The organism is Stenotrophomonas sp. STEN031 (genome assembly GCF_056759975.1).
The window spans coordinates 118,740-139,104 of record NZ_JBRREA010000007.1 but is presented as its reverse complement, the minus strand read 5'-3'; the positions used below and the strand labels follow the sequence as shown (position 1 = coordinate 139,104).

The 20,365-nt window shown below is 63.9% G+C and carries 16 protein-coding genes and 1 riboswitch; of the genes, 7 read left to right on the top strand and 9 right to left on the bottom strand.

All coding sequences use genetic code 11. The features are described 5' to 3' along the window. Nucleotides 1–225: 225 nt before the first annotated feature. Both ACVOLQ_RS05190 and ACVOLQ_RS05185 read right to left on the bottom strand, forming a co-directional pair. Nucleotides 226–2,802 carry a M14 family zinc carboxypeptidase gene (locus ACVOLQ_RS05190; protein WP_481527327.1) on the bottom strand — a complete coding sequence of 859 codons (2,577 nt, stop codon included), beginning with the start codon at nt 2,800–2,802 and terminating at the stop codon, nt 226–228. Nucleotides 2,803–2,964: 162 nt separating this feature from the next. Then, nucleotides 2,965–5,595 (bottom strand): TonB-dependent receptor, encoded by a 2,631-nt coding sequence (locus ACVOLQ_RS05185; protein WP_481527326.1) that lies wholly within the window; start codon nt 5,593–5,595, stop codon nt 2,965–2,967. Between the two features lie 183 nt (nt 5,596–5,778). Here ACVOLQ_RS05185 and queD point away from each other — a divergent pair, with 183 nt between their 5' ends. The 4 genes from queD to ACVOLQ_RS05165 all read left to right on the top strand — a co-directional run bounded on the left by queD (nt 5,779) and on the right by ACVOLQ_RS05165 (nt 7,896). Next, on the top strand, nt 5,779–6,135 hold the full coding sequence (gene queD, locus ACVOLQ_RS05180; protein WP_481527325.1) for a 6-carboxytetrahydropterin synthase QueD: 357 nt from the start codon (nt 5,779–5,781) through the stop codon (nt 6,133–6,135). Nucleotides 6,136–6,523: 388 nt separating this feature from the next. After that, nucleotides 6,524–6,886, top strand: a complete 363-nt coding sequence (locus ACVOLQ_RS05175; RefSeq protein ID WP_481527324.1) for a phasin family protein — start codon at nt 6,524–6,526, stop codon at nt 6,884–6,886. 171 nt (nt 6,887–7,057) lie between these two features. Continuing rightward, the gene (locus ACVOLQ_RS05170; protein WP_481527323.1) at nt 7,058–7,540 is read left to right on the top strand and encodes a GAF domain-containing protein; all 483 of its coding nucleotides are present in this window, start codon (nt 7,058–7,060) and stop codon (nt 7,538–7,540) included. Next, entirely contained in the window at nt 7,537–7,896 is a 360-nt protein-coding gene (locus ACVOLQ_RS05165) for a TfoX/Sxy family protein (protein WP_313494126.1), read from the top strand. Before ACVOLQ_RS05170 ends, ACVOLQ_RS05165 begins: the two co-directional genes overlap by 4 nt. A gap of 100 nt (nt 7,897–7,996) precedes the next feature. Here the strand turns inward: ACVOLQ_RS05165 and cobS are convergent, their stop codons facing one another. The 3 genes from cobS to cobT are packed head-to-tail and all read right to left on the bottom strand — an operon-like array spanning nt 7,997 to nt 10,400. Continuing rightward, nucleotides 7,997–8,749, bottom strand: coding sequence for an adenosylcobinamide-GDP ribazoletransferase (gene cobS, locus ACVOLQ_RS05160; protein WP_481527322.1), 753 nt, complete (start codon nt 8,747–8,749; stop codon nt 7,997–7,999). After that, the gene (locus tag ACVOLQ_RS05155; RefSeq protein WP_481527321.1) at nt 8,746–9,333 is read right to left on the bottom strand and encodes a histidine phosphatase family protein; all 588 of its coding nucleotides are present in this window, start codon (nt 9,331–9,333) and stop codon (nt 8,746–8,748) included. The genes cobS and ACVOLQ_RS05155 overlap by 4 nt, the downstream gene beginning before the upstream one ends. Next, nucleotides 9,330–10,400 (bottom strand): nicotinate-nucleotide--dimethylbenzimidazole phosphoribosyltransferase, encoded by a 1,071-nt coding sequence (gene cobT / locus ACVOLQ_RS05150; protein ID WP_481527320.1) that lies wholly within the window; start codon nt 10,398–10,400, stop codon nt 9,330–9,332. Before cobT ends, ACVOLQ_RS05155 begins: the two co-directional genes overlap by 4 nt. A 283-nt stretch (nt 10,401–10,683) precedes the next feature. After that, nucleotides 10,684–10,920, top strand: a riboswitch (cobalamin riboswitch). 115 nt (nt 10,921–11,035) lie between these two features. Here cobT and btuB point away from each other — a divergent pair. Continuing rightward, nucleotides 11,036–12,907: a TonB-dependent vitamin B12 receptor gene (btuB, locus tag ACVOLQ_RS05145; RefSeq protein ID WP_481527319.1), complete on the top strand. Its 1,872-nt coding sequence runs from the start codon at nt 11,036–11,038 to the stop codon at nt 12,905–12,907. Between the two features lie 103 nt (nt 12,908–13,010). On the opposite strand, the gene ACVOLQ_RS05140 is transcribed toward btuB, so the two are convergent. After that, nucleotides 13,011–15,992 (bottom strand): TonB-dependent receptor domain-containing protein, encoded by a 2,982-nt coding sequence (locus ACVOLQ_RS05140; protein WP_481527318.1) that lies wholly within the window; start codon nt 15,990–15,992, stop codon nt 13,011–13,013. A gap of 111 nt (nt 15,993–16,103) precedes the next feature. On the opposite strand from ACVOLQ_RS05140, the gene ACVOLQ_RS05135 reads away from it, so the two are divergent. Continuing rightward, on the top strand, nt 16,104–16,268 hold the full coding sequence (locus tag ACVOLQ_RS05135; protein ID WP_481527317.1) for a hypothetical protein: 165 nt from the start codon (nt 16,104–16,106) through the stop codon (nt 16,266–16,268). Between the two features lie 386 nt (nt 16,269–16,654). Continuing rightward, complete coding sequence (locus ACVOLQ_RS05130) at nt 16,655–17,365, top strand: AraC family transcriptional regulator (protein ID WP_313172574.1); 711 nt, start codon at nt 16,655–16,657, stop codon at nt 17,363–17,365. A gap of 62 nt (nt 17,366–17,427) precedes the next feature. On the opposite strand, the gene ACVOLQ_RS05125 is transcribed toward ACVOLQ_RS05130, so the two are convergent. From ACVOLQ_RS05125 to ACVOLQ_RS05115, 3 genes are read right to left on the bottom strand one after another with little or no spacing between them, the layout of a single operon-like run. Continuing rightward, entirely contained in the window at nt 17,428–18,198 is a 771-nt protein-coding gene (locus ACVOLQ_RS05125) for a heme ABC transporter ATP-binding protein (RefSeq protein WP_481527316.1), read from the bottom strand. After that, the gene (locus ACVOLQ_RS05120) at nt 18,195–19,235 is read right to left on the bottom strand and encodes a FecCD family ABC transporter permease (protein ID WP_481527315.1); all 1,041 of its coding nucleotides are present in this window, start codon (nt 19,233–19,235) and stop codon (nt 18,195–18,197) included. The genes ACVOLQ_RS05125 and ACVOLQ_RS05120 overlap by 4 nt, the downstream gene beginning before the upstream one ends. Then, the gene (locus tag ACVOLQ_RS05115) at nt 19,232–20,284 is read right to left on the bottom strand and encodes a heme/hemin ABC transporter substrate-binding protein (protein WP_481527314.1); all 1,053 of its coding nucleotides are present in this window, start codon (nt 20,282–20,284) and stop codon (nt 19,232–19,234) included. Before ACVOLQ_RS05115 ends, ACVOLQ_RS05120 begins: the two co-directional genes overlap by 4 nt. Nucleotides 20,285–20,365: the final 81 nt, after the last annotated feature.

Here is a 20,365-nt window from a genome sequence, read left to right as displayed (position 1 = left end):
GGCATTGGCTTTGGCTTTGGCTTTGGCTTTGGCTTTGGAAAAATCCCTTCTCCCGTTTACGGGAGAAGGTGCCCCGCAGGGGCGGATGAGGGCGGCTTTGGGCTTCTGCGATAACCGCTGCTTGGCCGAGAAAAGCAAAACAGCACGGTGCTGCGCACCGCCCCCTCACCGCAACCCCTCTCCCGCAAGCGGGAGAGGGGCTATGAGCACTGCAGGGCTAAAGTCTCACTCCCCGCGCTGGCGCGGCGTGTTCAGATGGTTCGCCTGCAACAAGGCATTGAGCAGCAAACGCTCGGTGCCATGCCAATACTTGCGGTGCGCCGGATCGTCGGCAAACAACACAACGTTGCCACTCCCCGTCGGCACCACCTGCAGATAGCTCGAACCCGAAACGCGCGCACGATTGGCTTCGGACAGATAACCATTCACCACCGGCGCGCGGTCGATGTTCACCACATTGAGGAAAGCATTCTTCACCGGTTCGAACACCAGCCCGCCTTCCTTGTTGACCCAGATGCGCCGCTGCTGCACGCCGAAACCGAGTGGATGGGTAGGGTCGATATCGGCGCTCAGGATGTTGCCGCTGACCCGGCCCAGCGCGAACACATCACGCACCGTGCCGAAATCCAACCGCTCAGCCTCATCCTTCTTGTCGCCTTCGCGCAGCTTGGCTTCGGCCAGCCCCTTGTCGATGGCCCAGCGCGCGCCGCTGCCATACACCACCAGCGAGCCGCCGGCGGCAATCCAACGCTTGAGCGCAGCCACGCCGGCATCGCTGACGTTGGTGTAGGTGCCGCCAGACAGAACGATCGAGGTGTAGCGCGCCAGATCAACACTGGCCAGCTGCGAAGGATCAAGCTTGCTGGACGGCAGGCCCAGCGAGGTATCCAGCGAGAACCAGGTTGAGCCAATCTCGGTGGCGGACACGCCCTCGCCCATCACCAAGGCGATGTTCGGCGTGCGCACCACCCGCACATTGTCGCTGCCCAGATCGATACCGCTGACAGCGCGGCCACTGGCCAATGCATGAACCGTGAGACCGGCTTCCTGCGCACGCGCCTGCACGTTGGCCTGCAGGGCACCCGCATCCAGGCTCTGCCCCGCAACCGGGATCACCACCGCGCCATGACCAAACGCCACATCGCCATTCGCCGTAGCCGCAGTGAACGGCTGGTGCGCGGTGCGCACCCGCACGTTGTCACGCAGCAGGCCACCCAGCAGACGGAAACTGCCGAAATCACGCGCATCGGCCACATAGGCAAAACCCGCACGGCCACCGCTGATACCGCCCAGTGCCGTCGGCACTGCATCCACCGCTGCGCCGCTCGGCAAGGCACCACGACTACCCGCATAGCGAAGACCATAAGCAGGCGCGACGGCATACGAAGTGCCGCTATAGAACACATCGCCCTTCACCGGCGGGGTGAATTCGAAGATCGAATGGGCGAGGCGGAACTGCGGCTGCCGTGCCGGCACCACGTACGCCGAGCCCGCGAGGAAGCGCTTGCCGTCCACTTCCACATCCCGCGCCAGCGCATGCACCTCGATGCGATGCTGCAACAATACCGCCAGCAGCTTGCGGGTCAACGTGGCATCGGCGGCATCGCCAAACACCCAGTCGTGCACCGGATAGGCCGCCGCCTGCTTCAAGGCGCTGCGGAAGAACTCCTTCTGCAGCGCAAACAGACGGTCACGGTCTTCCACCACGCCACGCACGCTGGCCAGGCCGGTAGCCACCTGGTTGCGGACGGTGAAGTTGAAATGCAAAGGACCATTCACCGATTCCTGCACCAAGCCTCGTGAACTGGCCTGCTCCACCGTCACGCCGACCGTACCATGGAAATCCGGATAGGTTGAGCCATAGATCGGCGAGAAGTTGTCGAAGTTCTCGCCGGTGTAGTACAGCGAACCCAGGTCATCCAGGGCCTTGGCATGGAAGCGTGCCAGCCACTTGTTCGCCTCGTACGACGACTTCGGCAGCAGCGGGCTTTCCATGCTCTTCGGCGACGGCTCGAAGTAATACGTGCTGTCCTTGCCCATTTCATGGAAGTCGATCTGGATATTCGGATACCAACGGTGGAACTGGGCGACCTTCGGCCAGCTATCGGTCTGTGCCAATGCAAGCCAATCACGGTTGAGATCAGTGAAGTAGTGATTGACGCGACCGCTGGGGAATGGCTCAACGTGCTCCTTGTCGGCCGGATCCGCCGACGCTGGGCGCGAACCCCAGGCGTTGTGCCAGTTGGCGGCACGGTCGCGCCCATCCGGGTTCTGCGCCGGATCGATCACCACCACTGCCTGGTCCAGCCAGCGCGCGGTTTCCGCATCCTGATTGGCGGCCAGGTAGTAGGCAGTGAGCATCGCGGCTTCGCCGCTGGAGGTTTCGTTGCCGTGCACGCTGTAACCCAACCAGGCCACTGCCGGTGCATCGGCGCCAGGCAGAGGTTGCGAGGGATCGATCAGCGCCTGCCGTTGTGCGGCAATCTCGGCGCTGCGCGCGTGGTTTCGTGGCGAAGTGATGGTGACCAGCAGCAGCGGACGCTGCTCGTAACTCTGGCCGATGACCTCGACCTTGACCTTGTCCGAAACCCGCGCCAGTTCCTTGAAGTAGGCCACCAGCTGATCATGGCGGGTGTAATGGCTGCCGATCTCATAGCCGAGGAACTGCTGTGGCGATGGCACCTTCGCATCGAACTGCTGCGCGGTGGGGAAGTAGTAGCTGTTCTGGGCATGGGCCCGCGAGAGGCCGATAAGCGTTGCCAGCAGCAGCGCTGGCAGCAGACTTGAAAAGCGGAACGACATGGATGTAGCACTCCCCGATTGCATGAACGTTGTTGCGGATAACTGCGGGCAGCAGCACCTGTAGTGCCGAGCCATGCTCGGCAGAGGCCTTCCCGATAATGTTCCAGCGCCGCAAAGCTGCCCTCACCCCAACCCCTCTCCCAACGGGAGAGGGACTTTCAGTCAGAAGCGGTAATCAAAGCCAAGCGTGTAATAGCGCCCACGCAGGTCGTACTGGCTGAAGTCGTACGGTGCGCGCACACCCGGGAAGGTGGCGTCGTACGGCGGCTGGCGGTCACCGATGTTCTGCACCTTTGCGTACACGGTCAGCTTGTCGATGCCGGTGTAGCCCAGGTACAGATCGAACTGACTGTAGCTGGCCACCTGCTTCTGCACGGCCTTGGCCGCGGCACTGCCTTGCTGGTCATAGCTGCTGGTGTAATACCAGGTCAGCGCCGTGCGCCAATCACCCAAGGCCCAATCCAGCGTGGTGGTGGCCTTGGTATCCGGTAGCGACGGGCCGAGGTTGGAACCGGCGTAATCCACCAACGGGCCGCCGATCACCTGCGGTCGCTTGTAATCGATGACATAGGTCAGCGCCGAGGACAGGCCGAAGTCACCTGCAGCTGCCGTCTGCCAGCGCTGACGCAGTTCGATGTCAATGCCCGACGTCTCCAGCTCGCTCAGGTTCTGGTAACGGTTGTAGACCGCCAGCAGCTTGCCGCGCGAATCACGCAGCACATTGGCCGGATCGTTCTCCGCCACGAGCGTGGTGGTGTTGCCGCTGCCGATCAGGTTATCCAGCTTGATGCGGTAGTAATCGACACTGAGGTTGGTGTTCTGCCACGGGGAGAGCACGAAGCCAGCGTTGAAGCTGCGCGTGCGCTCCGGATCCAGGTTGGTGTTGCCGACGGTGAAGAAGGTCGGGTTCTGCCGCGAGCCCGCAACATCCGGATCATGCGGATCGACCACCGAGCCATAGGCGATGCTGGTCGATGCCGAGTTCTCGGACAGCGATGGCGCACGGAAACCGCGCGATGCAGCAGCGCGCACCAGCAACCAATCCAGCGGCTGCCAGCGCAGGCCGAGCTTGGGCGAGAACGCATTGCCGAAATCACTGTAATGATCGGCACGCGCGGCTGCCTGCAGTTCCAGTGTGCTGTGCAGCGGCACGCTCACTTCTGCGTAGGCGGCGCTGACCTGGCGCTGGCCGTGTACTTCGGCAATTGCCGGACGCACCTGCAGGCCTGCATCGATCTGCCAGGGATTGTCGGAATCAAGCTTCTCCTGCCGCCATTCGGCGCCGGCGGCAAAGCCAATCTGTCCCGCCCAGGTTTCACCCAGGGTGCCGGAGACCTTGGCGTCGATACCCTTGAGCACCGACTCGGCCGGGCGCAATGTGCTCAGGCCAATCCCAGCGAGTACGGCCGGATCAGTCGCTGACGGATCAAGCAGGTTGTAGCTGCCACTGGCCAGTGCGTCGTACAGCGCCCAGCGATTGGCAAAGCCGCCGGAGACGGTTTCGCGCTGCTTGCTGGCGGCCTGGAACGCACCCACTTCCCAGTCCCAGTTCTCGGTCTGCCCGCGCAGGCCGAGCACGCCACGATAGGAACGCGAGCGGTTGGTCTTGATGGTGCCGCCAAGGTTGAAGAAGGTGTATTCGATCGGCACGTCCACGCCGTACGGGTTGTACGGATTGCCTGCGGGCAGGGTTGAACGCACCGGCTCGGCTAGGCCGGTGTCGGCGTTGAGCGCGAAGCGGCCGCTTTCCAGGGTGAAGAAAGGACTGGAACCGAACCACGACACACCCTTGATGTCGCTGTAGATCACATCGGCGAAAGCTTCCACCGAATCGTTGATGCGCAGCGTGCCGTTGACATACGCCTGCCAGCGCTTGGTCGACGGAATCAACGTGGTGTACGGCGCCTGGTTGAAGGCGCAGGTGTCACCGGCCAGGCCGTCGATCGGTGCACTGGCGGTCAACACCGTGCCTTCCGGGCAGTTGCCCGCCGCGTCCAGCATCGGTACCGACTTGCCGCCGATCAGGTAGCGCGCGCCCTTGGCCGACCAACCGTTCCAGCGGCCACCGGCCTGGTCGGTATAGATGCCCGAGCGGGTCAGGTCACGCTGGTCCTGGTCGAGGCGGTCGCGGTTATAGCCTTCCAGCGACACCAGGATGTTGTAGCCATCGCGGTCCAGATCGCCGATGCCACCGACGAACTTGAGGTTCTGCTGATCCAGCCCACCGGCTTCGGAAGTGCCGCCACTGACACCGACTTCCGCACCTTCGAAATTCTGCCGGGTAATGATGTTGACCACGCCCGCCACTGCGTCAGAGCCGTACACCGCCGAGGCGCCGTCCTTCAGCACTTCGATGCGCTCCACCGCCACCAGCGGCAACGCGTTGAGGTCGACGAAGGTGTCCGACAGGCCGCCGGACGGGAAGCCGTAGTTGGCCAGGCGGCGACCATTGAGCAGCACCAGCGTGTTCTTCTGCGACAGGCCGCGTAGGCCGATGCCGGCCGAGCCCGAGGCCCAACCGCTGTTGCTGGTTTCATTGCTGGCGTTGCCGGTATTGGCAGAGATCGAACGCAGCAGGTCAGCCACGCTGGCCTTGCCGGTCTGTTCCAGTTGCTGGCGCTCGATCACCTGCACCGGGTTGGCGGTCTCGGTATCGGTGCGCTTGATGTTGGAGCCGGTGACCCGTACCGCATCCAGGGTCTTGCTGCCATCTGCAGCGGTTTCAGCCAAGGCAAGGGAAGGAGCAGCGATGGCAGCAGCCACCGCGAAGGCGAGCACGGAACGAATAGGCATGGAATCCGGAGGAGGTGAATGACAACGCCGCCAGTACCTCATGACAGCCAAATGTCCGGCCAATCACTTTGTTGCATTCGCAAATAACCATCCGTTACATCGCTTCATCAGGATGGATATGAAAATATGACTGGCATCACTGGCGCATACGCGCAGCGGCGGCGGCACCCTACAATTACGCCCATGGATATTTTCAAGGTTTTCACCCTCGAAGCGGCCCACCGGCTGCCCAACGTCCCGGTCGGCCACAAGTGCTCGCGCCTGCACGGCCACTCGTTCCGCGTGGAACTGCTGGTCAGCGGCGAACCCGGTCCGGAGACTGGCTGGATCATGGATTTCAGCGAGTTGAAGGCTGCTTTCCAGCCGCTGTACGACCAGCTCGACCACAACTATCTGAACGACATCCCCGGCCTGGAGAACCCCACCAGCGAACGCCTCGCGATGTGGATCTGGGAGAAGCTGAAACCTGCACTGCCGTTGCTCAGCGAAGTAGTCGTACACGAAACCTGCACCTCGGGCTGCAGCTACAAGGGCGCCTGATAGCGACCGCGTAGTGCCGAGCCATGCTCGGCAGAGGCCTTACCGGGAACGCCCCAGCCGAGCATGGCTCGGTGCTACAGCACGTTCCCGACCACACCGCGGCCTTTGTAGGAGCGGCGTAAGCCGCGAAGCTGGCCATGCATGAAGCCCCGCAGCCAACCCCTCCCCAGCCCTCCCCTTGCCTGCGGCAAAGGGAGGGGGCGCTCGTCTGCGGCAAACGAGCGCGGGGTAGTGGCTAGCCATGCTCGGCTGGGGCTTAACCGGTAACGCCCCAGCCGAGCATGGCTCGGCACTACAGAGGCGGGTTCTGAACAATTCATAATTTAATGTTGCACTGCGCCAATTCCGCGTTATGCTGCAACGCAACAAGACCCGCCGGATCACCTCGATGTCCGCTCAGTTCAACGACTTCAGCAGTTACACCCAGCAGTTCGCTGCTGCCGCCAACCGTGCCAACCGGCTCGCCTTGGAAAATGCTGAAAGCGTATTCGGCGTGCAGCTGCGCACCTTCGAGCGCAATACCACGGCCGCCACTGGCTTCCTCGGCGAACTGGCGCAGGCTGGCGTGCAGGCCGATCTGCAGGCATTGCTGCCCAAAGGCCTGCAGGTGGCACGCGACAACCTCGAGCGTCTGGCCAATGCCAACCAGGAAGTGCTCGGACTGAGCCTGAAGACCGGCGAGGCTTTGGGTGAATTGGTCCGCCAGCCCTTCGTCGACGCTGCCGGCAAGGGCAGCCGCAAGACCCGCTGAACCCCACACAGCATTTGCGCGGTCCCTCCCCCGCGCAATCCCGGACCCGGTAGCTCCCCTCCCGCTACCGGGTCTTTTTTTTGCCTGCGATCCAGCATTCCATTGCCAAGGGCTGCGCTCGGCGGCAGCGGCTGGCAAACTCGACGACCACGCAGCGGCTAGACTCTTACGATGTTCAACACCGACACCCTCACCGGCAGCAAGCCGGAACAATACGCCCAGCTGCTGGCCCAGGCCCGCGCTCTGGTCCATGGCGAAGCCGACCGTATTGCCAACGCTGCCAATCTGTCGGCGCTGGTCTACCACGCGCTGCCGCAGCTCAACTGGGTGGGGTTCTACTTCTATGACGGCAAGGAGCTGGTAGTCGGCCCGTTCCAGGGCTTGCCGGCCTGCGTGCGCATTCCCCTGTCCAAGGGCGTGTGCGGCGCCGCGGCCAGCAGCCGCCAGACCCAGCGCATCGAGGACGTGGATGCCTTCCCCGGCCATATCGCCTGTGACTCGGCCTCGCGCTCGGAGCTGGTGGTGCCCTTGGTTCACAACGGCGCGTTGGTCGGCGTATTCGATATCGACAGCCCGGTGATCGCCCGCTTCGACGCGGATGATCAACTGGGGCTGGAAGCCATCGCGCAGGTATTTGTCGAGGCGCTGCAGTGAGCGCGCCCAAGCTGCGCAATATCGGCCCCAAGAGTGCAGCCTGGCTGCGTCAGGTTGGTTTGCGCAGCGAGCAGGATTTGAGTGCGATTGGCCCAGTTGCAGCGTTCATGAAAGTGCGCCGCGCCGGCTTCAAGCCCAGCCTCAACCTGCTGTATTCACTGGAGGGCGCCTTGGTCGGCTGCCATTGGCAGGAAATACCCGAGGCGCGTCGCCAGCAGCTGGTCGCCGAATATGAAGTCGCCGCTGGCGCGCTGCCCACCACGCGTGCAGGCCAACAGGCCGGGCCGGTGCATGAAACGCATATGCAGGCCGAAGCTGATGAAGAAGAAGCCCGCGAGATCCGCTTCGAGGACTGAGCCTCACCAGAGGCTTTTGTGGGAACGGCGTTAGCCGTGAAGCTGGCCATTCTTCAGATCGCGCACTGCGTGATTCCGGATGCAGCGGTGGCTTCGCGGCTTACGCCGCTCCCACAATGTCTGCGGGCAGCGGTGCGAGGACCACCAGCGCCAACAACAGCAAGGTCTCCACAACCTCGACGCTGGCCCCCAGGCCATCGCCGGAGATGCCGCCGAGCTTGCGCGTCCACCACACGGCCACCAGCGGCACCAGCAGCAGCGCCAGCAACAACGGCCAAGCAAACACCACGCTGATCGCGGCAAGCAACACCGCCCACACCCACATCGCCGATGGCCGCAGCTGCCAGGAAAAGCGCTCACCCATACCATCACCATGCAGCGAAGGTATGCGCTGGCTCCACCACAAGGTGCCCCAGCGCGCCCACGCCGGCACCAGCACGATGCCGAACCACAACGGCCCCACCGCAAGCTCGGTCAACAGCACGAACTTGAGCAGCAGCTGCATGATCAGCGTGACCACACCGAACACGCCCATATGCGGATCTTTGAGCACTTCCAGAAAACGCTGCGGGTTGCGATGTGCGGCGCCGAAGGCATCGGCGACATCGCCCAGGCCATCCAGGTGCAGAGCGCCGGTCACCCACACCCACATCAACAAGGTCAGCACACCGGCCAACCACGGTCGGTCCGCCAAGCCATACAAGGGCAACGCCAGCAATGCGCCGATGATGGCGCCGACCAAGGGGTAGTACACCGCCGACCTGCTCAGGTCTTCCTGGCGGAAGTCGCGCACCTGCGGTGTCGGCAGCCGGGTCAGGAACTGGATGGCAAGGATCAGGCGGCGTCCAATCATGGTTGTCGCAACTCCAGCAGTTCGCCCCACAACTGGCCGTCTTCGCCGCGCTCCACGCGCAGGCGCACGCGGGTGCCGTAATCGATGCGCATCGCCCACAGCGACGACAGGCTCATGCCGCAGACGCGCGATACCACCAACCGCAACACGCCGGCATGGCTGACCACCAGCACCGGTTGACCGTCGCCATCGTCTTCGTCCACCAAGCGATGCAGCTGCTCTTCAACGCGTGCCTGGAACTGCTGCCAGGATTCGCCGTTGGGCGGCACCACATCGTGCGGCTCGCTATAGAACCCGGCCAATTGCTCGGCCGGCAGTTCATCGAAATGCAATCCGTCCCAATCGCCGAAGTCGAGCTCGGCCCAATCCGGGTGGATCTCGCAGAACTGATTGCTGCCGGCCACCAGCGCATGCGCGGTGTCCAGCGCGCGCCGGCGCGGCGAACTGATCACCCGGCTCCAGCCGATGCCGGCATGGCAGCGGTACAGCGCATCCATCGCGCCTTCGATCAAGGGCGGATCAGTACGACCATCGAGATGGCCGGCACGTCCAGTAGAGGCGTGTCGTAGCAGGTCGAGAATCATCGTCCGACACCACGATCGGCAACAGCTGCCTCGGCGAACGTCGCCATGCTGTTGTGCAGGGCGCAGGCCATGCGCACCAGCGGCAACGCGAGCGCGGCACCGGAGCCTTCGCCAAGGCGCAGGTCCAGTGACAGCAGCGGCTGCGCCTGCAGTGCCTCCAGCAAGCGGATGTGACCACGTTCGGCAGACTGATGCGAGAACAGCAGCCATGGCCGCAGGCTGGGATTGATGCGTACTGCTGCCAATGCCGCAGCAGAGACGATGAAGCCATCCACCAACACAGGGATGCGCCGTTGCGCAGCGGCAATCACCGCCGCGCTGATCGCTGCGATTTCCAATCCACCCACGCGCTGCAGTGCCTCGCAAGCAGGGGACTCCGCTGCATTGATCGCTTCGCCGTGCAGACCCAGCGCACGTGCGATCAGGTTCTTCTTCTGCACCATGCGCACCGCATCCAGCCCGGTGCCAGCACCTACCAACTCCTCCAGCGGCAACGGCCCAAGCACGGCAGCGATGGCACTGGCTGCGGTGGTATTGCCGATGCCCATCTCACCGAACACCAGTAGATCGGCACCGTCGGCACAAGCAGCCTCCACCGCGCGGCGACCCGCATCGAATGCAGCCTCCAGATCGGCGGCTGACATCGCCGGGCCCGTACTGAAATCAGCAGTGCCATGCAGGGTCTTGGCACTGACCACGCCGGCAATCGCAGTGGTGGCGCGGCTGCCCACATCCCACACGTGCAGCGGCAAGCCCAGTTCGCGCGCCAGCACCGCAATGGCAGCACCGCCGCCGGCAAAGTTGTGCAGCATCTGCACCGTCACTTCGGCCGGGTAAGCCGACACGCCCTGCGTGGTCACGCCGTGATCGCCAGCGAACACCACCACCGGCACGCGCTGCGCCACCGGCTGGTCCACGCCTTGCAGCGCAGCCAGTTCAACGGCCAATGTCTCCAGACGACCGAGGGCGCCTTCTGGCTTGGTCAACTGGCGCTGGCGCAGCAGGGCGCGCTGTCGGTATTCCTGCGAAGGCTGGCCGCAGGCCTGCCCGTACCATGTTTCTGTCACGACACTTCCGATACTGCGTTTGCAGCGCGCATTCTAGCCATTCAGCAACAGTGCTGCGCAGGGCGTGTTTCGCCAGCCCGCAATCAAATCGAACTCACGCAACACGTAGCCCGGGTAAGCGCAGCGCACCCGGGAACGAGTTTGCAGCACCGCTGCAAGCCTGCGGCGCCATGAGCTCCCCGGGTGCGCTGACGCTTACCCGGGCTACGTTGAGCTGCGGTTGCAGACACTGCGCCATGCCGGCCGTTGCCGCCCATTCCGGCAAGGTGGGCCGCAATGGCATAGAATGCGCGCACTTTCGGGTGACCGACCGGCATTGCCGGCCGGTTGAAACGGGAAGCCGGTGCCGCGCACTGCTGGAACTCCAGCCTGTCGCCATTCCGGCACTGCCCCCGCAACGGTAAGCAGGACAAGTCCAGACATGGCGCCACTGTGCACGGCACGGGAAGGCGTCTGGACGGAAGCGGCACACGCCGCCTCGCCTGCGAGTCCGGAGACCGGCCCGGAAGCCGACTGGTTGCGATGCGGAGGGCATGGCGGCGGCTGTAGCGCCGTGTGCGCCGCCTCCGTCTTCTCCCTCTTCTGGCAGCCTCCCCAATCCGCCTGCACGGGAGCGTGCAGGCCCAGGAGCTTCCATGAAACTGTCTTACCACACCCTTTCGCTCGCCCTTGCCCTGGCATTGCCGGGCGTTGCCGCCGCGCAGAACGCACCGACCGAGCTGGACGACGTCACCGTCACCGCAACCCGTACCCCGGTCTCCATCGAGAACAGCGTGGTGCCGGTGCAGGTCATCGACCGTGCACAGATCGACCACAGCCAGGCCAACTCGCTGCAGGACCTGCTGCGCGGCCGCGCCGGCCTGGACTTCGCCAACCAGGGCGGCAACGGCAAGATCACCTCGCTGTTCCTGCGTGGCAGCAACTCCAACCAGGTGCTGGTGCTGGTGGACGGCGTGCGCGTGGCCTCGGCCACCAGCGGCATGGCCGCCCTGCAGGACCTGCCGGTTGACCAGATCGAACGCATTGAAATCGTGCGCGGCCCGCGTTCGAGCCTGTACGGCTCCGAGGCCATCGGCGGCGTGATCCAGATCTTCACCCGCAACGCCGGCCAGGGCCTGCAGCAGAACCTGGCGATCACCGCCGGCAGCAACAACCTGCGCCAGGTCAGCGCCGGCTTCAGCAACCGCGGTGAGCGCGGCTGGATCTCGGCCCAGGGCGGTTACCAGAAGACCGACGGCATCAACGCCTGCCGCGGCACCGCCGCTGGCTGGGGCGCCGGCTGCTACGCCGATGAGCCGGATCGCGATGGCTACCGCAACACCTCCATCAACGTGCGCGGTGGCTATGCCCTGACCGACACGCTGAGCCTGGAAGGCCATGTACTCAACGCCGACAGCTTCAACGAATACGACGGCAGCATTTTCGGCGGCAACGAAGCCGACAACCGCCAGCAGGTCTACGGTGCAAAGCTCGCCTGGGCTGCATCGGACAGCTTCCGCCTGAGCGCACAGGTTGGCCGCAACCGCGACCAGGCCGACAACTACTTTGCGGATGCCAGCACCGGCACCCGCAGCTTCGCCAGCGCCTTCGATACCCGCCGCGATACCGCCAGCGTGCAGGGTGACTTCACCATCGCCGAAGGCCAGCAGATCACCGCCGGTGCCGATTGGCAGAACGACAAGGTCACCAGCTCCACCGCCTTCGACATCGACCAGCGCGACAACCTCGGCGTGTTTGCCGAGTACCAGGGCCAGTTCGGCGCGCACTCGCTGCAGGCCAGCGTGCGCAACGACGACAACGAGCAGTTCGGCAACCACACCACGGGCAGCCTGGGCTACGGCTTTGCCTTCGGTAACGGCTTCCGCCTGACCGCCAGCGCCGGCACCGGCTTCAAGGCACCGACCTTCAACGACCTGTATTACCCGGGCTTCAGCAACCCGAACCTGAAGCCGGAAGAATCCAAGAGCCTGAACCTCGGCATCGCGCAGTACGCCGACAACTGGAACTGGACCTTCAATGCCTACGAAACCCGCGTCGACCAGCTGATCGGCTATGACAGCAACTTCGACCTGGTCAATGTTGCCGAAGCCCGCATCCGCGGTGCCGAGCTGACCGGCTACCTGTCGCTGGCCGGTTTCGACATCAACGCCCAGGCCAGCTTCACCGACCCGCGCGACCACACCTCCGGCGCTGCCACCTATGACAACCTGCTGGCCCGCCGCGCGCGCACCAGCGGTCGTCTGGACGTGGACAAGAGCTTCGGTCCGCTGCGTCTGGGCGTGACCGCTGCCGGCAGTGGCCATCGCTTCGACAACGCTGCCAACACCGTTCGCCTGGCCGGCTACGGCACCATGGATGTGCGCGTTGAATACGCCATCAACGACGCATGGAGCGTGCAGGCCAAGGCCGCCAACGTGTTCGACCGCGAGTACGAAACCGTTGCCTGGTACAACCAGCCGGGCCGCGAGTACCAGCTGACCCTGCGTTACAACAGCAAGGCCAACTGAGCCGGCGAAGCCGCAGCGCTGCTGCGGTTTCCGTCAGCGTGAAAACAAGCAGGGCCGACGCTCATCCCGTCGGCCCTGTTCTGTTTTCAACCAACGGGCGGCCTTACAGCTTCATGCGCACGCCGATGTTGAAGGTGCGGCCCAGCACGTCGTATACCGCTGCCTGATAGCCGGTCTGATTGAAACCGGCACCGCCTGCCTCTGCACCCGGCACCCGTGGCGGCGCGCGATCAAACACATTGTTCATGCCACCGAACACACTGAACTTCGGCGTGAACTGATAGCTGGCGTAGAAATCGCTGTAGAAGGTATTGCCTGCCCACTCACGCTCGTAGCTTGCGGTGGACGTATTGCTGCCACGCATCTTCGACACGTGCCGCAGTGTCCAGTAGACGCTGAGCCTGGGATTGGACCAACCGGTACGAACCGTACCCTTCCACTTCGGCGTGCCCCACAGCGTCAGGTAATCCCATGCGTCATTCGGATTCAGCGGATCGGCGACGAACTTGCGTTCCAGCGTACGGCCATAGCTGAGATCCACCAAAATGCGGCCCGCATTGGAGTTGGCTACACCGCCCAGGTCATGGAACCAGTTGGCATTGATATCCACGCCACGGGCGATGCTCTGCGACAGGTTCAACTGCTGCACCGCCACTTCGACGATATCGCCAGCCGAGTCGCGGGTAACCAGATCGCAGAACGCATTGTCCAGGCTGGCCTGGTCGACGCAGCGGTTGAGGATGGTCTGGTAGTCCAGGGTGGAGATCACCCCGCGCAGGTCGATCTTGTAGTAATCGGCGGACACCGTCAGGTTGGATACGAAACGCGGCCGTAGCACCACGCCAAAGGTAGTGGTCTTGGCGGTTTCCGGCTTCAGGTTGACGTTGCCCGAGTAGACGATGTCCTTCCACTGCCAATAGTTGCCAACACTGGTATCGCTGGGACTGATCGCCGCGCAATTGCCCGCCGTGTAGCTGGTGGTACTGGTGCGGTTGGCCAGCGCATAGTCGTTGCAGGGATCGTAGATCCAAGCCGACGACACGCTGCCGGCCGTGTACAGCTCACCGATGTTGGGCGCTCGGATCGCCTTGCCGTAGGTGCCACGCACGGTGATGTCTTCGATCGGCGCCCATTCCAGCCCGACCTTCGTCGTCGTGGTGCGGCCGGCGGTGCTGTAGTCCGAGACGCGTCCGGCCAGCTCCAGCGACAAGCGTTCGGCGCCGGTCATGCCCGACAACAACGGCAGGCTGAGCTCGCTGAAGATCTCCTTGACGCTGAACTCGCCGGTCAAGCCGTTCTGGGTGGTGCCCAGGCTGGCGTCATAAGCCGGATTGGTCGGATCGTACTGGGCGATGGTGCCGATCTCATTGCGTTCCTTGCGGTACTCCGCACCCACTACGACCTTGGCCTCACCACCGGGCAGGTCGAACAGACCGCCAGACGCATAGGCCGAAGCAACTTTCTGGGTCAGCGTGGTCGTGGACCAGTCGGTGTCGTAGGTCAACCAATCGACCATCTCCGAGGTCAGCCGCTTGAACGGATTGATCGCCACGCAACCTGCCGGTCCATCCCAGCAGATCGGGTTGCCCGCCCCATCCACATAGGAGTTCAGGCCCGACAGCAACCGATCGTAGGAGCCTGCGTTGAGCTCACGGGTGCGCTGGCGGCTGCGGCCATAAGAGTAGTAAGCCTCGTAGTTCCAACTGCGGCCAAGGAAGTCGAAATAGCCTTGCGCGCCCACGGTTGCCTGCAGCAACTTGCGGTCGGTCTGCTGGCGCATATGCCCCAGCTCTTCATCGAAATGGCGGCCAAAGGCAATGCCATTGGTAAACGCAGCACCGTTGGCGGTGATCATTTCCTGGGTGATGAAGGGGCTGTAGTACGGCACCACTTCGCTGCCACCCGAACCGTAGGTACTGAGCGAGCGCCAGGACGCCTCGGACTGACTCTGCGAATAGTTGACCGTGCCCACCAGCCGCAGTGCATCGTTGACGTCGAAATCCAGCGTCGAACGCACCGTCTGGCGATCCGATGGTGTCACCAGGTACCAGGAGTCATAGCGGCCACCAAATTCGCCGCCATCGGTAGTGCCTTGCTGCAGCACGTTGAAGCCCGAGCTCAGGTTGGTAAGCCCACCGGGCCCGAGCTGTGAATGGCGCAGCGAGCCATCCGGATTGAAGGTATACAGGCAGTTGGCAGCATTGGTCGCGCTGCAGTTGCCCAGCAAGACGGTTGCATTGGGCGAGTTGTAGACGTTGCGGCTGTTGTCCAGGATCACATACGGATCAGTGCTCTTGGCGCGCGCGTAGTACGGATAGCCGTTGGCGGTCCATGGCCGATCCTGGCCACGCACGGTGCCGGAGTTCTCTTCCCAGAAGCCATACAAGGTGAAGTTGCCACGGTTGTCGGCGAAGTTCTTGCCGAACAGCACATCACCGGTATAGGTCGGCATATCGCCACGCGAGGAATCACCGTAGCGAACGCTGGCTTCAAGTCCTTCGTAGTCACGCTTGAGCACGAAGTTGACCACGCCGTTGACGGCATCGGCACCGTACAACGCCGATGCGCCACCGGTGACTACATCCACGCGCTCGATCATGCTCGCCGGCAATGCGCTGACGTCGACACCGGCGGTGCCGGGGATGGAGGCAACCTGGCGACGGCCATCCACCAGCGTCAGTGTGCGCTGCACGCCCATGCCGCGCAGGTCCAGCGCACTGACGCCGACGTCGCCGGTCTGGTTGGCGGTCTGGCTGCTCTGGGTCACGGCGAAGTTCGGCAGCTGGTTCACCAGATCGGCAATCTGGGTATAGCCGGAGACCTGGATCTTTTCCGCACTGATTGCCGTCACCGGCGCCGGACCTTCGAAGCCCGGCTCACGGCGAATGCGCGAACCGGTCACGATCACCGTGTCGAGGTCCTTCGCATCGGTGGCAGCGGCCTTCTGTTCCGGCTGTGGCGTCGTGGCAGCATCCTGCGCCCAGGCGGCCCCCGCCGCGCTGGAACAAAGTGCGATGGCAACCGCCACCGCCAGTGGGCCACGTCGACGACATGGCAGGGAGTTGGCGCGTTCGTTCGTCTTCATCTACTTCCCCTCGAATATGAAATGTGCAACGAAAATTTGGCAACAGACCACCGGCACCTGCGTACGACCGTGCAGCACACGACAACCGGATCGACGCAGCACCCTCGACCAATGACTGCCGGCACCGCGCACCATCCGGCGGTGCGCCGTTTGGCAATGGTCATCGCCAAGCGGCGCGCGCACACGCCGACCTCGGCGCCGGCATGCGCAATGGTCGAAAGCAAACAGGAATTCACGCGCCTTGCCCTGGCGGATCGGGGCAATCACAGCGCATAGCAGCTGCGCGGACACCAGGCGTAAAGCGCCCACCACGGGGGATGAACCTGAAAGCCACACCGCACCTTGTTACACCCCAGCGCCGGATTGAGATCCGCCTAATGCCAGACCCCGCACCGGCACCCGCCCGCGCGCCCGCACCGTCCAGGCTGCTGGCACGCGCACAATTGAATAACACGTAACAAATGCAACTATTTGATTTGCTTATGTATACTGAATCGAAAGAACGCTATGACCGTACATTTCGTATTCCATATTCCACCGCTTGCGCCGTCGCACGCTAGGTGTATGTTTACCCGCAGGATGCGGATTTCAGCACAATAATTCCGCTTGAGGAGACGACTCCGCGGTGGCAGGGTGTGCGCTCTGCAACGGAGAGCAAGGCCATGGCTGTCACCCTGTCGCCACAGGTGTTGGTGCGCATGTTTGATCCCCTTCCCGACGTGGTTTTCTTCATCAAGGACACCGAGTGTCGCTACACGCACGTCAACCAGACCTTGATCCAACGCCTGGCAAAGAAGAGCCGCGAGGAGATCGTCGGCAGGAGCGTGTTGCAGCTTTACCCTGCACATCTGGCTGCGCGCTACATCCAGCAGGATCGTCGCGTGCTGACCGGTGAAGTCATCGAAGACATGCTTGAGCTGCAGCTCTATGCCAACCGCAGCCCGGGCTGGTGCCTCACCCTCAAGCAGCCGCTGGTGGAAGACAACCGCATCGTCGGTTTGATCGGCATCTCGCGTGATCTCGGCCAACCCGACCGCGAGGACTCTTCCTTCCAGCGCCTGCATGCTGCAGTGGAATACATGCAGGCGCATTTCCATGAACCGCTGCGCGTGCGCACGCTTGCCGGCAAGAGTGGCGTCTCGGTCGCGCAGCTGGAGCGTCTGTTCAAGAAGGTATTCCAGCTGACACCGCAGCAGCTGCTGACCAAATTCCGCATCGAAGCCGCTACCCGCATGTTGCTCACCGATAGCAGCATCGCCTGTGTTGGCCAAGCCTGCGGTTTCTCGGACCAGAGTGCATTCTCGCGCCAGTTCAAACTCACTGTCGGCATGACCCCGCGCGACTACCGGACACTGGCATCTACCACCAGGTAAACATCCCGCAGAGCCCGATGCAATGCGTGCGCGGGCGATTGCTTCGCAGCTTTGTCGGTTACTCAGTCATCGCAGGCAACCACCAGCGGCACGCCGCGCGTCGGGTGCTCGATCACCTGCACCGGCTGGCCGTAGACCTTGCCGATGATCTCGCGGGTCAGCACTTCGCGCGGTGAGCCATCAGCGACAATGTGCCCATCGCATAGCATCACGATGCGATCGGCATAGGCCGATGCCAGGTTGAGGTCATGCAGTACCACCACCACGCAACGGCGTTGCGCTGCGAGCGCGCGGGCGCTGCGCAGGGTGCGCTCCTGATGGCGAAGATCGAGCGCGGCGGTTGGCTCATCCAGCAGCAGCACCGGTGTCTGTTGTGCCAACGCCCGCGCAAGCGAGGTACGTGCGGCTTCGCCACCGGACAACGTCTGCACATCGCGACCGGCGAGGCCGGAAACATCCACCTCAAGCAACGCCGCTTCGACGATCTCAGCATCCTGTCGTGGTTGTGGTGGATGCGGCAGGCGCCCCATCGCCACCACTTCGCGCACGCTGAAGGCAAAGTGCACGGCATGATCCTGCGCCATCACCGCCCGCTGCAGGGCAAGCTCACGCACCGGCCAGTCGGCTAGTGCACGACCTTGCAGCAATGCCCGTCCGGCATCCGGCTCGGCATCACCGGCAAGCAAGGCCAACAAGGTCGACTTGCCTGCCCCATTGGGGCCAACCAGGGCGGTCAGCGTGCCGGCCTGCAACGCTAGATCAACACCCGCCAACACCTGGCGACTGCCACGCAGCACGCTGACCCCGCGCAATTCCAGCAATGGCGCGCTCATGCCCTGCCCCCGCGCTTGCGCAGCACCAGCCACAGGAAGAACGGCGCGCCCAGTGCCGCGGAGAACAGGCCGAGCGGGATTTCCGACGGTGGATCCAACGTGCGCGCGGCGGTATCGGCCACCACGATCAACAGCGCGCCGACCACGCCCGACAAAGGCAGCAGCCAGCGATGCCCGGGGCCAACCAGCATCCGCACCAGATGCGGTACCACCAGGCCGACGAAGCTGACGCTGCCGACAAACGCCACCGCTGCCCCCACCAGCAGCGCACTGAACGCCACCAGCAACAAGCGCGTGCGCGCGACATCCAGGCCGATGTGACGTGCCTGGCGCTCACCGAGCGCAAGCATGTCCAAGGGCGTGGCCAGCCGCAGCAGGGCCAGCAGGCCGATCACGAACACCGGCGTGACCGCTGCCACGTCGCTCCAACCGGCCTGCGCCAAGGAGCCCATCTGCCAGAACACCAGCGACTGCAGTTCGCTCTCGCTGGCGATATAGGTCAGGAAGCCGACCGCTGCGGAACAGCCCGCACCAATCGCGATACCGATCAGCAGCAAGGTCGCGGTGCCTTCACCGCGCCCCGGCCGTGCCAACAGATAGATCAAGGTCGTCGCACCGGCACCGCCAATGAAGGCCGCCAATGGAATCAGCCACACAGCGAATGCACCCGCACCGAGCACGATGGCCGCCACCGCACCCAGCGCCGCGCCCTGGCTGACGCCGACGATGCCCGGGTCAGCCAGCGGGTTGCCAAACAGACCCTGCAGCGCAACGCCGGCCATCGCCAGCGACGCACCAACCAACGCGCCCAACAGCGCGCGCGGAATGCGCAGCTGCCAGACCACGCCCATGTCGCGGGCACTGATCGATTGCGGATCCGCCAAGCCAAACTGCGCCGCCATCGCCCGCAGCACATCGGCTGCAGGCAGCTTCAACGGACCGGTACCGAACGACAACAGCACCGCCCCCAGCAACACCGCCAGCAACAGACATAACAACAGCGCGCCGTTCGGCCGCCGGACCTGCGCCGACATCATCCGCGCGACAACTCCGCAAGGGCCTGCGCCAGGGCCAGTGCACCTGCACCAGAACCCACGCTGGTGGACTTCAGTTCGACATCAGGCATCACCCATACACGGTTGGCCGCGCCAGCGGGCGTGTGCTTCAGGGTTGGATAGGCCTTCCACAGGCCGGCGTCACCGCCGAACAGGCGCAGGTCGTTTTCGGTTACCAGGATCACATCCGGTGCCGCCGCGACAACGCCCTCGTTGCTGAGCTGGGAATAGTTGGCCACGCCCGCTTCTTCGCCGATGTTGATGCCACCAGCAATGGTGATCAGCTGGTTGGCGGCGCTGTCGGCGCCGGCCACGGTCGGCAGGCCACCGGCGCCGCTGGCCGACAACGCGATCACCCGCGGGCGCTTCGCATTGTCCTTGGCGATGGCTGCGGCCTGATCGAGCTGTGCCTGCACCTTGCCAGCCAACGCCTCGCCCTGTGCAGACAGGCCAAGCGCAGCAGCCACCTTGCGCACCTTGTCCGCCGGCGGCTGCAGGTCATCGATCACCACCGCGGCATGGCCGGTGGCACGTAGGCGCTCGGCCAGCACCGCATGGCGGCGCAGGCTGTTGCCGAGGAACAGGGTTCCGTCCAGGCTCAGCACGCCTTCCACGCCGGTGGTGCGGTTGAACAGGAAGTGCTTGGGGGCAGCCCGGCCTGCAGCGGTCGCAGATCGTTCCGGCGCGGCATAGACCTTGTCGGCCAGGCCCAGCGCTTCAATCACCGCGATCACATCATCGCCACCCGCGACGATGCGACTGATGTCGCTCACTTCAACGTCCACGCCATCGTCCGAACGCAGCTTGGCCGGCAACTGCGGCGCTGCCGCAGCGACCTGCGGCTCATCCTGCCCGGCCACACGCTTCCAGCCGGCCGGCAACGCGCTCGTATCAGCGGCATCGGTAGCAGGCGCTGCAACTGCGGGGGCTTCGACTGCAGCCTGCGGCGGTGCGGGGCTGCGATCACAGCCGGCAACAAGCGCGGCCAGCAGCAGGCCCAGACCAGTCGGAACAAGGGTGGTGGCTTTCATCAACATTTCCTCGGTTACCAGATTGGCCGACGCATCGGAGCTGCGTGCCAGCCAGATTTTGATGGCAGTGCGGGAGATGCC

Excerpts from the sequence above, each read along its gene's own strand:
- queD (WP_481527325.1), top strand. The coding sequence starts at position 5,779 with ATGGATATTTTCAAGGTTTTCACCCTCGAAGCGGCCCACCGGCTGCCC.
- ACVOLQ_RS05190 (WP_481527327.1), bottom strand. The coding sequence starts at position 2,802 with ATGTCGTTCCGCTTTTCAAGTCTGCTGCCAGCGCTGCTGCTGGCAACG.
- ACVOLQ_RS05175 (WP_481527324.1), top strand. The coding sequence starts at position 6,524 with ATGTCCGCTCAGTTCAACGACTTCAGCAGTTACACCCAGCAGTTCGCT.
- ACVOLQ_RS05135 (WP_481527317.1), top strand. The coding sequence starts at position 16,104 with ATGACTGCCGGCACCGCGCACCATCCGGCGGTGCGCCGTTTGGCAATG.
- ACVOLQ_RS05125 (WP_481527316.1), bottom strand. The coding sequence starts at position 18,198 with ATGAGCGCGCCATTGCTGGAATTGCGCGGGGTCAGCGTGCTGCGTGGC.
- ACVOLQ_RS05120 (WP_481527315.1), bottom strand. The coding sequence starts at position 19,235 with ATGATGTCGGCGCAGGTCCGGCGGCCGAACGGCGCGCTGTTGTTATGT.
- ACVOLQ_RS05130 (WP_313172574.1), top strand. The coding sequence starts at position 16,655 with ATGGCTGTCACCCTGTCGCCACAGGTGTTGGTGCGCATGTTTGATCCC.
- ACVOLQ_RS05155 (WP_481527321.1), bottom strand. The coding sequence starts at position 9,333 with ATGATTCTCGACCTGCTACGACACGCCTCTACTGGACGTGCCGGCCAT.
- cobS (WP_481527322.1), bottom strand. The coding sequence starts at position 8,749 with ATGATTGGACGCCGCCTGATCCTTGCCATCCAGTTCCTGACCCGGCTG.
- btuB (WP_481527319.1), top strand. The coding sequence starts at position 11,036 with ATGAAACTGTCTTACCACACCCTTTCGCTCGCCCTTGCCCTGGCATTG.
- ACVOLQ_RS05115 (WP_481527314.1), bottom strand. The coding sequence starts at position 20,284 with ATGAAAGCCACCACCCTTGTTCCGACTGGTCTGGGCCTGCTGCTGGCC.
- ACVOLQ_RS05185 (WP_481527326.1), bottom strand. The coding sequence starts at position 5,595 with ATGCCTATTCGTTCCGTGCTCGCCTTCGCGGTGGCTGCTGCCATCGCT.
- ACVOLQ_RS05170 (WP_481527323.1), top strand. The coding sequence starts at position 7,058 with ATGTTCAACACCGACACCCTCACCGGCAGCAAGCCGGAACAATACGCC.
- ACVOLQ_RS05140 (WP_481527318.1), bottom strand. The coding sequence starts at position 15,992 with ATGAAGACGAACGAACGCGCCAACTCCCTGCCATGTCGTCGACGTGGC.